Source organism: Micromonospora sp. IBHARD003 (assembly GCF_056106285.1).
The window spans coordinates 3,522,854-3,536,457 of record NZ_JBWBBX010000001.1 but is presented as its reverse complement, the minus strand read 5'-3'; the positions used below and the strand labels follow the sequence as shown (position 1 = coordinate 3,536,457).

The following is a 13,604-nucleotide window of genomic DNA, read 5'->3' as shown; positions in this document are numbered from 1 at the left end:
ACGGCATCCGGGTCATCTGGCGCCCCCGCGCGGCGAGTTGTGTCATCGCCCACCGTCAGCCTGCCCGTAGCATAGAGGACCGTCCCGAGGAGCCGCGGGCGGTCTGACCCGCCGGACGAGCAGGGCGGACGGCCTGGTGTTGTGACCGGTACTCCTGCGACACCCACGCGGCGAGTTGTGAGACCGAGATCAGCCGGCCCGCAGCATCAGCCCGATGCCCAACACCATCAGCCCCGCGGCAGCGATGCGAGGCGCCCCGAAGCGCTCCTTGAAGAACACGGCGCCTATCGCCGCGCCGACGATGATGGAGGACTCGCGCAGGGCGGCGATCGGAGCAAGGGCCGCGCGGGTCTGGGCCCACAGCACCAGGCCGTAGGCGCTGAGGGAGAGGACCGCCCCGAGGAGGCCGCGGGCGGCGTGCGGGCGCAGGCGCTGCAGGAGAGTGCCGCGGAAGCGGTACCAGGCGTAGGCCGGGATCAGCAGGCCCTCCAGGATCATCAGCCAGGCGATATAGCCGATGGGGGTGCCCGAGGCGCGCACGCCGACACCGTCGACGACCGTGTACGCGGCGATGGACAGCCCGGTGGCGAGTGCGGCGAGCAGCGCCGGCCAGTGGGGGCGGCTGCCCGCGCCGCGGAAGCCCCACAGGGCGACGCCGACGAGGCCGGCGGAGGCGACGGCAACCCCCGCGAGCTGCCAGGCCGTCAGGCTCTCGCCGACGAAGACCACGGCGAGGACGGTGACCACGAGCGGGGCGGTGCCGCGGGCGATCGGATACATCTGGCCGAAGTCGCCGAGTGTGAACGAGCGCATCAGCAGCACCTGATAGCCGATGTGCAGAACTGCGGACGCGACGAGGTAGGGCCAGGCCCCGGCATGCGGCAGCGGTGTGAAGCAGGCGGCCACCGCGCCGATCGCCGTGCCGCCGCCCCCGATGAGGGTGAAGGCGACCAGTTGGTCCTTGATGGTGTGGGCGAGCGCGTTCCAGGTGGCGTGGGTGAAGGCGGCCAAGAGGACGGCCGCGGCGACGGCAAGGCTCACGCGGCAATCTCGCGGGCCTCGCGGCCGAACGCTGCCGCCGCCGGGCCCGTGGCACGGAGGGCGCAGGGGGAGAACGTCGGACGGCTTGCGGATTCCGCGGTGCTCATGGCCCGCACGCTAGCCGTAGCCGTAGCCGTAGCCGTAGCCGTAGCCGTGCGGGCCGGGCGAACCGGTTTTCCTCCCCCTGCCGCCCGGCGTTCAGTCCGCGTTCAGCACTGCCGCCACCAGCGGCCCCGCCGCGTCGCCGCCGTGCCCGCCCGAGTCCACGACGGCGGCGGCCGCGAGATCGTCGGCGAAGCCGGTGAACCAGCTGTTGGACGTGGCGTTCCCGTCGACCTCCGCGGAACCGGTCTTCGCCCCCTTGTCCCCGCGGACCTGCGCCATCGCACGCGCGGCGGTCCCGCTGGTCGCCGTACGGCGCATCATGTCGCGCAATTGCCGGGACACGGAGTCGGGCAGGCTGCGCGCGGCGGTGGCCCGCTCACGGTCGTCGAGGTCCAGCGGTACGACGATGGGCTGCCTGAAGGTGCCGGTCTTGGCCGTGGCGGTGATGGACGCCATGTTGAGGGCGTTCATCTGGATGGTGCCCTGCCCGATGTACTGGGCGGCCGCGTCCCCCCTGGTCGCCTCCGGCACCCGTCCGTCGAAGGACGTGATGCCCGTCTTCCAGTCGAGCCCGATGCCGAACACCTCACGGGCCGCCTTCGGCAGTGCGGCGTCGTCGTTCGCCTCGTCGATCAGCTTGATGAACGCCGTGTTGCAGGAGCGGGCGAAGCTCTCCGCGAAGGACTTGCCGTTGATCGTGAAGTGGTCCAGGTTGTGGAATTTCGTGCCGTAGTAGGTGGCGTATTCCTGGCATTCGACGGTGCGCCCCGCGTCGACGACACCCTTCTCGATCAGCATCGCCGCTGTGGCGATCTTCATCGTCGAACCCGGGGCCTGCTGGCCCAGGAACGCCGCGTTCCAGCGCCCCTTGCGGTTGTTGGCGACGGCGCGGACCTCACCCGTGCTCGGCTTGACCGCCACCACCGAGGAATCGGGGAACCGCATCACCGCCCGCTCGGCCGCCGCCTGGACGTCCGCGTCCAGAGTGGTGGGCAGCCTGCCTTCCTTCCCCTTGGCGAGGGTGAGCAAGGTCCGGTCGGCTGAGTCCGCACCGCTCTTGACGACGAGCTCCACGCCCGCCTTGCCGTCGGTCTTGTCCCCGTAGCGCTTGCGCAGTTCGTCGAGGACCGGCGCGAGCGACGGGTACTTCTCCTTCGTCAGCTCCTTGCCGTTGCGGTCGACCGCCTTGACCGGCGGCGCGGACGCCTGGCCGGTGCTCAGCGACTCGCCCTTGCGCAGCTCCGGGTGGAGCACGGCCGGCTGCCAGTCGACGAGTGGCTTGCCCGTGGTCGTCCCGCGCACGACCGTGAGCGCGGAGGCGTACGTCAGCGGCTTGCTCTGCCCGCCGTACGCAACCACCGCGCTCACGCTGAACGGCACCTTCGCGCCCGCCGGTTGTCCCGGCGTCAGCTTCACCTCGCCGATGTGCGCGGTGTTCCGGTAGCCGGCGACGGCGGGCCCCGCCTCGGCCGCGTTGTTGGTCAGATCGGCGGCGGCCCCCGCGTCGCCGCGCGCCCACGCCGCGAGGAAGTCCTTCGCGGTCGTCCGTATCTCCTCGGCGCTGGGTGGTCCGCTCTCGGCGGACAGTGTTCTGACGCCGGATCCGTCGCCGTCTCCGTCCGCCAGCAGGTTGTACGCGCCGTACGTCGCCCCCGCCGCGAAGACGACGAACACACCGCCGACGACCGCGACTTTCGCTCCACTGCGCATTGTTGTGGTCCCTCCCCGTGGTGCCACCGGTGCGGTGAACACCTGGCCATACAGGTGAACGCGTTCAAGTGGTCGCGTTCACCCTAAGTGGCGCCAGTGGCAGAGGGAGTGACCGTTACCGGACCGGAATGGGAGCTCTCACCCACGGCGAGCTGGTGCCGGAAGGGTGGGGCGAGGGGTGCCTCGACGGCCTCCAGGGCAGGCCCCGCCGGGACGGATGACCGTCGGTGGGCGAGCGCCGGTCCGGGGGCCTGCCGTGAGGCCGCCCGGACGGAATCAGACCCAGGTGTCCAGCCACATCCTGTTCCGCCACTCCTCCATCGGAATCGCCTGTCCCGTGTAAAGCGGCCAGAAATAGATGAAGTTCCAGATGATGAGCAGGACCAGCACCCCCGCCCCCACCGCGCCGATCGCCCGCCGCCGCTCGTCAGACCCCGGCGGGCCGATGATCGCGCCGATCATCATCGCGAGCGCGAGACAGAGGAAGGGCACGAACACGACCGCGTAGAAGAGGAAGATCGTGCGCTCCTGGTAGAAGAACCAGGGCACCCAGCCCGCCGCCACACCGCACGCGATCGCGCCCGCCCGCCAGTCGCGCCGGAAGAACCAGCGCCACACGACGTACGCCAGCGCGAAGCAGGCCGCCCACCACAACAGGGGGGTGCCGATCGCGAGGACCTCGCGGGCGCACTTGTCCGCCGCTGTGGCGGGGCAGCCGGCCCGGCCGGCCGCCGGGTCCTCGTAGAAGTACGAGACGGGGCGGCCCAGGACGATCCAGCTCCACGGGTTGGACTGGTATGTGTGACCGGACGTCAGATTGACGTGGAAGTTGTAGACCTCGGTCTCGTAGTGCCACAGGCTGCGCAGCCAGTCGGGCAGCCAGGACCAGAGGCCGCCGTCCCCCTCCGTCCGCGCCCAGTCGCGGAAGTACCCCTTGTCCGTGGCGATCCAGCCGCTCCAGGAGGCCACGTAGGTGACGATCGCGACCGGCACCGTCGCCACGAACGCCGGTACGACATCGCGTCGCAGCACCGTCCGGTAGGGCTGCAGCGCGCCCGCCGTGCGCCGCGCTCCCACGTCCCACAGGACCGCCATCAGGCCGAAGGCAGCCAGGAAGTAGAGGCCGTTCCACTTGGTGGCACAGGCCAGACCCAGCATCAGACCGGCCGCGATCCGCCAGGGGCGCAGACCCAGCCGGAGGTTCTCGGCGACCCCGGCATCGGGCCGCAGCACCCCCTCCTCGTCCACCGGGAGCGCCGCGGCCAGCCGTTCGCGCGCCCGGTCCCGGTCGATCAGGAGACAGCCGAACGCCGCCAGCACGAAGAACATCAGCACCAGGTCGAGCAGTGCCGCGCGGCTCATCACGAAGTGCAGACCGTCGACGGCGAGCAGCGCGCCCGCCAGGCACCCCAGGAACGTGGAGCGGAACAGCCGCCGTCCGATCCGGCACAGCAGCAGCACGGACAGCGTGCCGAGCACCGCCACCATGAACCGCCAGCCGAAGGGCGTGAAGCCGAACAGCTGCTCGCCGAGCCCGATGACCCACTTGCCGACCGGCGGATGGACCACATAGCCCGGCTCCACCGGGACGGCGACGGAGTCGGGATTCGCCAGGATCGACTTGTCGATATCTTTCGGCCAGGATCCCTCGTACCCCTGGTTGACCAGGGCCCAGGCGTCCTTCGCGTAGTACGTCTCGTCGAATATCACCGCCTTGGGGCTGCCCAGGTTCCAGAACCGCAGCAGCCCGGCGACCAGCGCCACCAGCAGCGGTCCGCCCCACGCCGTCGCCCGCTCGACGGCCGGAACCGCTGACGGGGGCACACCGAGCAGGGCCCACAGCCGCACGGACGGCCGGGTGTAGGGGGGTACGAGTCGTGCGCGCAGCCCGATGACGGGCCGCGGCACATGGCCGAACCCGCGCAGGCGCTGCTGCCAGGCAGGCGGCTGTGCTGGCTGTTCCACGGCGTCCGTTCCCTGGAGGGCCTGTGGGGCAGTACTGGTCACCGCGCCATCGTAGGGAACCCGTCTGTGCACGCGGTGACGTACACCGTGCGAAGGGAGTGTTCCGTCCTGCGAGGATGGCCCTGTGACTGGATCGGTGACTGGAACGCTCGTACTCGCGGGGACGCCCATCGGCGATGTGGCGGACGCCCCGCCGCGGCTGGCGGCGGAGCTGGAGACCGCCGATGTGGTCGCGGCCGAGGACACCCGGCGGCTGCGCCGGCTGACCCAGGCGCTCGGGGTGCAGACCAGCGGCCGTGTCGTCTCGTACTTCGAGGGCAACGAGTCGGCCCGTACACCCGAGCTGGTCGAGGCTCTCGAGGGCGGGGCCAGGGTGCTGCTGGTGACCGACGCCGGGATGCCGTCCGTCTCCGATCCCGGCTACCGGCTCGTCGCCGCAGCCGTCGAGAAGGACATCAGGGTCACCGCGGTGCCGGGCCCGTCCGCCGTACTGACCGCGCTCGCACTGTCCGGTCTGCCCGTGGACCGCTTCTGCTTCGAGGGCTTCCTGCCGCGCAAGGCCGGCGAACGGCTCGGCCGCCTGCGCGAGGTCGCCGGCGAGCGGCGCACCCTCGTCTACTTCGAGGCGCCGCACCGCCTGGACGACACCCTGGCCGCCATGGCGGAGGTGTTCGGCGCCGACCGCAGGGCCGCCGTCTGCCGCGAGCTGACGAAGACGTACGAGGAAGTGAAGCGCGGCGGCCTCGGTGAACTGGCGGCGTGGGCCGCGGAGGGCGTACGCGGCGAGATCACGGTCGTCGTGGCGGGCGCTCCGGAGACCGGGCCCGCCGAGCTGGACGCGGACGAGCTGGTGCGCAGGGTGCGGGTGCGCGAGGAGGCGGGGGAGCGGCGCAAGGAGGCGATCGCCGCCGTCGCCGTGGAGGCGGGGCTGCCCAAGCGCCAGGTGTTCGACGCCGTGGTCGCGGCCAAGAACGCCGGACCGGAAGCCAGGAACGCCGGACCGGCGGAGCCCGGCAGCCGGCGGTAGCGGCCGTCTCCCTGCGGCGGCGCCGGCCGCCTCGCCTCGCCTCGGCCGAGCCCCCGCCTCCGCCGAGCGACGGCCGCCAGTGGGCGGTCGCCGCCGGCAGCGGCCTACCGTCAGCCGACAGCGGTCGACGGTAAAGGACTAACCTGAAAGGCAAAGCCCAGACCGTGTGGCGGGCCTTTCGGGTATGGGAAGGCTAAACTTTCTAAATTTCCTTCCATCAATCCACAGGCGCTGATGCGCTCCCGCCGAAAAGGGCGTCCACTGGTTCGGTGGAGAGGAGCTCACATGAGCGAGATCACGGGTATCCGCATCGTGCACGAAGCCTATGCATTCGCCTGTATGCGTTGCGGATACGGCTGGGAGCAGGCCTACGCGATAGAGCACCACACCGATGCCTCGGGAAGCGACTTGGTCGTCTACAAGGCCGACGGCATACGTGTCCCGTCGCCGCTGACCCAGCCCACCTGCCTCAACTGCGGCCAGCACACGGTGCGCATCATGCGCGCGGGCCAGGTCTCGTCGGTGGCGGGCCCCCTGCTCGAGCACTACCACTACCCCGTCGCGCCGGGCATCGCGGGACCCGTCCCCGCGACCTACACCTCGGACAGGAAGGCGCAGGAGGCCGCCGAACCCGCCGCCACACAGCCCGCCGCACCCGCGCGTGAGGACCGTTCGGCCCGGCGCAGGAGGCTGGCCGGGCTGTTCCGCTCCTCGCACCGCGGACAGCAGTAGCCGCAGCCGTCGGCACTGCCGCAGGCACCGGTCCGGGGCCGTCCGGCGGCGGCGCTTAGGATCGCGGTCATGAGCCCCCGGACCGACACCGCCACCCCTCCACCGGCGCCGGCACCTCTGCGGGTGCCGGTCGCCGATTCGCACACCCACCTCGACATGCAGAGCGGCACCGTCGAGGAAGGCCTCGCCAAGGCCGCATCGGTCGGCGTGACGACGGTCGTACAGGTGGGCTGCGACATCAAGGGCTCCCGCTGGGCTGCCGAGACCGCAGCCGCCTACGAGAACGTGCACGCCGCCGTCGCCCTGCACCCCAACGAGGCGCCCCGCATCGTGCACGGCGACCCTGCGGGAGGGTGGTCGCGGCAGGGGGCCCGTGAGGCGGGCGGTGCGTCCGCGCTCGACGAGGCGCTCGCCGAGATCGACCGGCTCGCCGGCCTCGAGCAGGTCCGGGCCGTCGGCGAAACCGGCCTCGACTATTTCCGTACGGGGCCGGAGGGCGTCGCCGTCCAGGAGGCCTCGTTCCGCGCCCATATCGAGATCGCCAAAAGGCACGGAAAAGCACTCGTCATTCACGACCGGGACGCGCACGACGACGTTCTGCGCATTCTCGCCGAAGAAGGCGCCCCGGAGCGGACCGTGTTCCACTGCTATTCCGGTGACGCGGACATGGCCCGGATCTGCGCGGACGCCGGCTACTACATGTCGTTCGCCGGCAATATGACCTTCAAGAACGCCCAGCCGCTGCGCGACGCCCTCGCCGCCGCCCCGCTGGAACTCGTCCTGGTGGAGACCGACGCCCCCTATCTCACCCCCGCGCCCTACCGCGGGCGGCCCAACGCCCCGTATCTCATTCCGGTCACGGTCCGTGCCATGGCCGCGGTGCGCGGGATCGGCGAGGACGCCATGGCGGAGGCGCTCGCAGCCAACACGGCCTGCGCGTTCGACTACTGAGCGGCCTCGGAGCAGCCTCGCCCGCGCCCCTCCCGGAGGGACCGGCGGCCGTACGGATCCGCGACACTGCGTAGTCGGGTTGCTTGGGAGAGTGACCGTGCTCCGCTAGGGTCCCGGCGTCGTGAGCACTTCGCAGGGCAATCACCGCGCCGCGGCCGGTGCCCGCCGCGCCACCGGGACCGACGGCGGCCGCGCCGGAGAGCACCGTGCCGCCCGCCGCCCCGGCCCCGTCGACGGGCTGCGCCGCCTCGTCCCGCAAGCGCTCGTCGTGGCGTTCCTCGCCGGCGGCACCTCGGCCTTCGTCGCCGCCGACAAGGCCGTCCGGCTCAGCGTCGACGGCGTGCCCCGCACCCTGCACACCTTCGCCGACGACGTGGCCGAGCTGCTCGCCGACGAAGGTGTGGCCTTCGGCGACCACGACATCGTCGCGCCGGCTCCCACCACATCCCTGGCCGACGGGGACGAGATCGTCGTCCGCTACGGCCGCCCCGTCACCCTCAGCGTCGACGGCGAGCGCCGCCAGGTGTGGACCACCGCACGCACGGTCGACGGTGCGTTGCGTCAACTCGGAGTGCGGGCCGACGGCGCGCATCTGTCCGCTTCCCGCTCGCTGCCGATCGCGCGCAAGGGCCTGGACCTCGCCGTACGCACCGCGCGGGACGTCACCGTCATGGCCGACGGCGGGGCCACCACGATCCGCACCAACGCCGCGACCGTACGGCAGGCGGTCGAGGAGGCCGGGATCCGCCTCGGCGTCCGGGACACCACCTCCGTACCGCCCGGCAGCTTCCCGCGCGACGGCCAGGCCGTCACCGTCCTGCGGATCACCGAGGGCGAGGAGGTCCGCGAGGAGCCCGTCCCGTTCCCCACCGTCAGGACCGAGGACCCGGAGCTGGCAGCCGGCACCGAGATCGTCGAGCAGCGCGGACGGCACGGGGTGCGCCGGGTCACCTATGCCGTGCGCACGGTCAACGGCGTCCGGGGCAGACCGAGGAAGATCGCCGAGGAGCTGGTGCGGGAGCCGCTCGCCGAGCGGATCAGGGTCGGCACCCGGAGCCTCCCGCACCAGGTCGGGGGCGCCGAAGGTCTCGACTGGGAGGGGCTCGCCGCCTGCGAGTCAGGGGGCAGGCCCCGCGCGGTCGACCCCTCGGGTACATACGGCGGGCTCTACCAGTTCGACCTCGGCACCTGGCGCTCGCTCGGCGGCGAGGGACGACCGCAGGACGCACCGCCCGCGGAGCAGACGTACCGGGCGAAGAAGCTCTATGTGCAACGGGGGTCGAGCCCGTGGCCGCACTGCGGCCGTAGGCTGTACCGGTGAGCACCACGGATCCCGATGCCCTCCTCGGCCCTGCCGACATCCGAGAACTGGCCGCAGCGCTTGGCGTACGCCCCACCAAGCAGCGCGGCCAGAACTTCGTCATCGACGCCAACACGGTCCGCAGGATCGTCCGCACCGCCGAGGTGCGCCCCGACGACGTGGTGGTGGAGGTCGGCCCTGGACTCGGTTCCCTCACCCTCGCGCTGCTCGAGGCCGCGGACCGGGTGACCGCCGTCGAGATCGACGACGTGCTCGCCGCCGCGCTTCCCACGACGATCGCCGCGCGGATGCCGGAGAAGAAGGACCGTTTCGCTCTGGTCCACTCCGACGCCATGCACATCAGGGAGCTGCCCGGCCCGCCGCCGACCGCGCTCGTCGCGAACCTCCCGTACAACGTGGCCGTGCCGGTGCTGCTGCACATGCTGGACCGCTTCCCGACCATCGAGCGCACCCTGGTGATGGTGCAGGCGGAAGTCGCCGACCGGCTCGCGGCGGGGCCCGGCAACAAGGTCTACGGCGTCCCGTCCGTGAAGGCCAACTGGTACGCGGAGGTCAAGCGGGCCGGAGCGATCGGCCGCAATGTCTTCTGGCCCGCGCCGAACGTCGACTCGGGCCTCGTCTCCCTGGTCCGGCGGACCGAGCCGCTGAAGACGACCGCGACGAAGGACGAGGTCTTCGCCGTCGTCGACGCGGCCTTCGCCCAGCGCCGCAAGACCCTGCGCGCCGCGCTCGCCGGATGGGCGGGCTCCCCGGCGGCCGCCGAGACGGCCCTGGTCGCGGCGGGGGTCTCCCCGCAGGCGCGGGGCGAGTCCCTGACGGTGGAGGAGTTCGCGCGCATCGCGGAGGCCAGGAAGTGAGCGTCACGGTACGAGTGCCCGCCAAGGTCAACGTCCAGCTGGCGGTGGGCGCCGCGCGGGCCGACGGCTACCACGACCTGGCCAATGTGTTCCTCGCCGTCGGGCTGTACGACGAGATCACCGTCACCCCGGCCGAGTCCCTGACGGTCACCTGCTCGGGTCCCGACGCCGACCAGGTCCCCCTGGACCGTACGAACCTCGCCGCGCGCGCCGCCGAGCTGCTCGCCGCCCGCCGCGGCATCGACCCGGCGGTCCACATCCACATCGCGAAGGACATCCCCGTCGCGGGCGGCATGGCGGGCGGCAGCGCCGACGGCGCGGGTGCGCTGCTGGCCTGCGACACCCTGTGGGGCCTGGACTCTCCGCGGTCCGAACTCCTCGACATCTGCGCCGAACTCGGCAGCGATGTGCCGTTCAGCCTGGTCGGCGGAGCGGCCCTCGGCACGGGCCGGGGCGAACGGCTCACCGAGCTGCCGGTCGGCGGTGCGTTCCACTGGGTGTTCGCGGTCGCCGACGGCGGACTGTCCACCCCCGCCGTGTACCGGGAGTTCGACCGGCTGAACGGGGGCGCGGACGTCCCCGCCCCCGTGGCCTCCCCGCTGCTGCTCGACGCCCTGCGCACCGGCGACGCGGGCGCACTGGCCGGCGCGCTGGTGAACGACCTGCAGCCCGCTGCGCTCTCGCTGCGCCCGTCCCTCGCGGACACGCTCACCGCGGGCACCGAGGCGGGAGCGCTGGCCGCACTCGTCTCCGGCTCGGGACCGACGACGGCGTTCCTCGCGAAGGACGCGGACGCGGCGGACCAGATCGCCGAGGCCCTGACGGCCTCGGGCACCTGCCGCACGGCGCGGGTGGCACAGTCACCGGCGCTGGGTCCTGTCCGTCCGGACAGGACCTAGTGGCTCGTCACGCAGCCTTGGCCGAGTGATCGACCCACCGCGCGTCAGTCAGCACACTGTCTCCAAGACCTGTTCATGGCCGTCCAACCTTCCGAGCCAAGCCACTAGCCAGGCCCGGTACTCAGGCCCCCCAGACTTCGTCCGGGGCGCCCCAGGACGCGCTTGACCTCGCCGCCTGTCTCAGGCTTTCCAGTCGGGACGGCGCCCGAGGTACTTCAGCAGCGCCGCGGCATCGTCGTCACCCTCCTCGGCGTCGACGACCGCCGCGTACACCCCGTACGCGCGCAGCGGCTCGGTGAGCGCGACGGCGGCCGGCATCAGAGCTTTGGCGAGCTCGTTCGTCAGCGGTGATGCATGGCCCGTGGCCACCGCGATGTCCCAGGCGTGGACCGCGGCGTCGATGGCGCAGTAGCCGACCCCCTGCCAGGCCGGCAAAGGTCCCTGCGGCAGCGGCACCGGCGCTTCCTGGACGTCCTTGCCGATCGTCGCCCAGGCGGCGGACGAGGCGGCCGTCGCGGACGCCACCAACTCGACCGCCGGCTCCGCCGGTTCGCCGGGCGGCTCGAACGGGTTGTAGGACGGACCGTCGTGCCCGGTGATGGCCTGGGCGTACGCGCGCTGGTCGCCGGCAGCGTGCTGGATCACTTGCGTGACGTTCCACTGGTCGCAGGGCGTGGGCTTGTCCAGGTCCCCCGGTGCCAGCTGTGCGACCGCGGCGTGGAGCGCCGCGTGTGCCTGCTCAAGGACTTCCCAAGTATCGGTCATGGCCAGTCACCGTAGTGATCGCCGTTGATCTCGGGATGCGAAATACCCGAACTGGATGGGCGAACCCGGTCTCGCCGGCTCAACCCGGTGGCACGGGCGGAGCCCATCCCGGCAGTACCCGGGTACTCATACGGGAGCTGAGTACGAGAACCCTCACGCCGCGAGGCCCGGCGGCGCGACCGTACCTGTATGGGATCAAGCGTTCGTACGCTCGCCGAAGCCACCCCGGACACCAGGGACCGTTATGTCGACCTGCTGCGGGTCGCCTCACTCGGGACGGTCGTGCTCGGCCACTGGCTGATGGCGGCCGTCACCGCCGACGGCGTCGGCAATCTGCTCGCCGTCGTGCCGGAGCTGCAACTCCTCACCTGGGCCCTGCAGATCATGCCGGTGTTCTTCTTCGTCGGCGGCTTCTCGCACGCGCTCTCCTACCGTTCGCTGCGCCGCAAGCAGCCGGAGGGCTCCGAGGGTCCGCTGTACGCGGTGTTCCTGCGGGCCCGGCTGCGCAGGCTGCTGCGTCCCACCGTGGTCTTCGTCCTGGTCTGGGGAGCGGCCGCGCTGATCGTCCAACTGCTCGGCGCGGGCAAGGCCGGCGGGCTGACCGCGGTGTCGCTGCGGCTCGTGACCCAGCCGCTGTGGTTCATCGGGATCTATCTGGCGATGGTGGCCTTCACCCCGCCGCTGCTGAGACTGTACGAGCGTTACGGCTGGGGTGCGTTCGGGGCGCTCGCGGGCGGCGCCGCCTTGGTGGACGTGCTGAGGTTCGTGCTCGACGTCCCCTTCGTGGAGTTCCTCAACTTCGCGTTCGTCTGGCTCGCCGTGCACCAGCTCGGCTTCCTGCGCGCCGACGGCCGGCTGCGACTGCCGTCCGTACTCGCCGCGACCGGGCTGGCCGGAGCCGCCGCGCTGGTCGCGCTCGGCCCGTATCCGCTGTCCATGGTCGGCATGCCGGGCGAGAAGGTCTCCAATATGGCCCCGCCCACCCTCGCGCTCCTCTGCCACGGCCTGTGGCTGGTCGGCGCGGTCGAGCTGCTCCGCGGGCCGGGGGCCCGGCTGGTCGCCCGGCCCCGGGTGTGGCGCACGGTCGTCGCCGCGAACGGCATCGCCATGACCGCGTTCCTGTGGCACCTCACCGCCATGCTCGGGGTGTACGGCGCCCTCCTCGCCGCCGGCTTCACCCTCCCCGAGCCCGCCTCGGCCGCCTGGTGGGCCCAGACCCCGCCGCGGATCGCCGCCGCGGCCGTCCTGACCGCGGTGCTGGTCGCCGCGTTCCGCCGCTTCGAACGGCCCTCGCCCGCACCCCTCACCCCCGGCCCGGGCCCGCTCGCCGCCCTCGGCATCACCCTGTGTCTGCTCGGCGTGCTCGGCCTGTCGATGGTCGGCTTCGCCGGTCTGCTGGAGGGCCGCTCGGCGATGCTGATCGCGTTCCCGGTCACCGCCCCGGCGGCCGTGGCGATGGCCCTGGTGGGGTGGGGTCTGGTCGAACGGACGGGTCGGCGGGGGCTGGCTCGCTAGTGCTGTGGCCGGATAGGTTTGCCGCGAGCCGGTGAACCTATCCGGCCACAGCACTAGCGCACCAGCCCCTTGACGTCGAGGGAGAGCGGGAACGGCACGGGGACGTCCAGCCGGTCGCGGTGCACACCAGTTGCCACATAGGCTCGCGTGGTGTCGTCCAGCTCATAGGTGTGGATCGCGGGCAGGCCGGTCTCGTCCTCGACGCGCCAGAGGTGACGGATACCGGCATCGGCGTACAGGCCCGGCTTGTACCGGCGGTCGCGGTCCTCGGACTCGGCGGACACCACCTCGACCACCAGCATGACCTCTTCCGGGAGGAAGCGGGTGCGCTCAGGCATATAGGGCACCGAGGCGGCGATGACGTCCGCCTCCGGACGACTGCGGCGGTTGAGCTTCACGGTCATCTGCGCCTCGACGGTCCAGTCCGCGGGGGCGGCGCCCTCCAGCGCGGCGGTAAGACGGCGGATCACCCGGTCGTGCCAGCTGCGCTGCGGGGGCGTGCTGAAGATCAGTGCTCCGTCCAGCAGCTCGATGTGGCGCGGGGCGTCGGCCGGGAGCAGGTCCAGGTCGTCGGCTTCCCAACCGCTGTCCCGCGGCGGGTACATCCATGACGGCAGCGCGGTACTCAAAGGGACGCTCCCTCCTCCGACTACTCCCGCCCAGGCGGCTGAGACCGAGAATGCCATGCGGACCGGCCCGTCCCACCGTCCGTCAGC

12 protein-coding genes are annotated in these 13,604 nt (G+C 71.9%); 7 read left to right on the top strand and 5 right to left on the bottom strand.

Annotation, left to right across the window (positions count from 1 at the left end):
- Window positions 1-189 precede the first annotated feature (189 nt).
- The 3 genes from ACTWOL_RS15655 to ACTWOL_RS15645 all read right to left on the bottom strand — a co-directional run bounded on the left by ACTWOL_RS15655 (window position 190) and on the right by ACTWOL_RS15645 (window position 4,863).
- Window positions 190-1,041, bottom strand: coding sequence for an EamA family transporter (locus tag ACTWOL_RS15655; protein ID WP_474297318.1), 852 nt, complete (start codon window positions 1,039-1,041; stop codon window positions 190-192).
- Between the two features lie 198 nt (window positions 1,042-1,239).
- The gene (locus tag ACTWOL_RS15650; protein ID WP_474297317.1) at window positions 1,240-2,856 is read right to left on the bottom strand and encodes a penicillin-binding transpeptidase domain-containing protein; all 1,617 of its coding nucleotides are present in this window, start codon (window positions 2,854-2,856) and stop codon (window positions 1,240-1,242) included.
- A gap of 276 nt (window positions 2,857-3,132) precedes the next feature.
- Complete coding sequence (locus ACTWOL_RS15645) at window positions 3,133-4,863, bottom strand: dolichyl-phosphate-mannose--protein mannosyltransferase (protein WP_474297316.1); 1,731 nt, start codon at window positions 4,861-4,863, stop codon at window positions 3,133-3,135.
- Window positions 4,864-4,945: 82 nt separating this feature from the next.
- Between ACTWOL_RS15645 and rsmI the strand changes: the two genes are divergently transcribed.
- From rsmI to ACTWOL_RS15615, 6 genes are all read left to right on the top strand, one after another.
- The gene (gene rsmI, locus ACTWOL_RS15640) at window positions 4,946-5,848 is read left to right on the top strand and encodes a 16S rRNA (cytidine(1402)-2'-O)-methyltransferase (RefSeq protein WP_474297315.1); all 903 of its coding nucleotides are present in this window, start codon (window positions 4,946-4,948) and stop codon (window positions 5,846-5,848) included.
- 285 nt (window positions 5,849-6,133) lie between these two features.
- A complete protein-coding gene (locus ACTWOL_RS15635; RefSeq protein WP_474297314.1) occupies window positions 6,134-6,580 on the top strand; it encodes a hypothetical protein in 447 nt (148 codons plus the stop codon).
- A 69-nt stretch (window positions 6,581-6,649) separates the two neighbouring features.
- The gene (locus ACTWOL_RS15630) at window positions 6,650-7,531 is read left to right on the top strand and encodes a TatD family hydrolase (RefSeq protein ID WP_474297313.1); all 882 of its coding nucleotides are present in this window, start codon (window positions 6,650-6,652) and stop codon (window positions 7,529-7,531) included.
- A 121-nt stretch (window positions 7,532-7,652) separates the two neighbouring features.
- Window positions 7,653-8,852, top strand: coding sequence for a ubiquitin-like domain-containing protein (locus tag ACTWOL_RS15625; RefSeq protein WP_474297312.1), 1,200 nt, complete (start codon window positions 7,653-7,655; stop codon window positions 8,850-8,852).
- Window positions 8,849-9,709 (top strand): 16S rRNA (adenine(1518)-N(6)/adenine(1519)-N(6))-dimethyltransferase RsmA, encoded by an 861-nt coding sequence (rsmA, locus tag ACTWOL_RS15620; protein ID WP_474297311.1) that lies wholly within the window; start codon window positions 8,849-8,851, stop codon window positions 9,707-9,709. The genes ACTWOL_RS15625 and rsmA overlap by 4 nt, the downstream gene beginning before the upstream one ends.
- Window positions 9,706-10,608: a 4-(cytidine 5'-diphospho)-2-C-methyl-D-erythritol kinase gene (locus ACTWOL_RS15615; protein WP_474297310.1), complete on the top strand. Its 903-nt coding sequence runs from the start codon at window positions 9,706-9,708 to the stop codon at window positions 10,606-10,608. Before rsmA ends, ACTWOL_RS15615 begins: the two co-directional genes overlap by 4 nt.
- A gap of 180 nt (window positions 10,609-10,788) precedes the next feature.
- On the opposite strand, the gene ACTWOL_RS15610 is transcribed toward ACTWOL_RS15615, so the two are convergent.
- Window positions 10,789-11,373 (bottom strand): TIGR03086 family metal-binding protein, encoded by a 585-nt coding sequence (locus ACTWOL_RS15610; RefSeq protein ID WP_474297309.1) that lies wholly within the window; start codon window positions 11,371-11,373, stop codon window positions 10,789-10,791.
- 189 nt (window positions 11,374-11,562) lie between these two features.
- On the opposite strand from ACTWOL_RS15610, the gene ACTWOL_RS15605 reads away from it, so the two are divergent.
- Window positions 11,563-12,888 (top strand): acyltransferase family protein, encoded by a 1,326-nt coding sequence (locus ACTWOL_RS15605; protein WP_474297308.1) that lies wholly within the window; start codon window positions 11,563-11,565, stop codon window positions 12,886-12,888.
- 53 nt (window positions 12,889-12,941) lie between these two features.
- On the opposite strand, the gene ACTWOL_RS15600 is transcribed toward ACTWOL_RS15605, so the two are convergent.
- Window positions 12,942-13,517 carry a Uma2 family endonuclease gene (locus ACTWOL_RS15600; RefSeq protein WP_474297307.1) on the bottom strand — a complete coding sequence of 192 codons (576 nt, stop codon included), beginning with the start codon at window positions 13,515-13,517 and terminating at the stop codon, window positions 12,942-12,944.
- Between the last annotated feature and the right edge of the window lie 87 nt (window positions 13,518-13,604).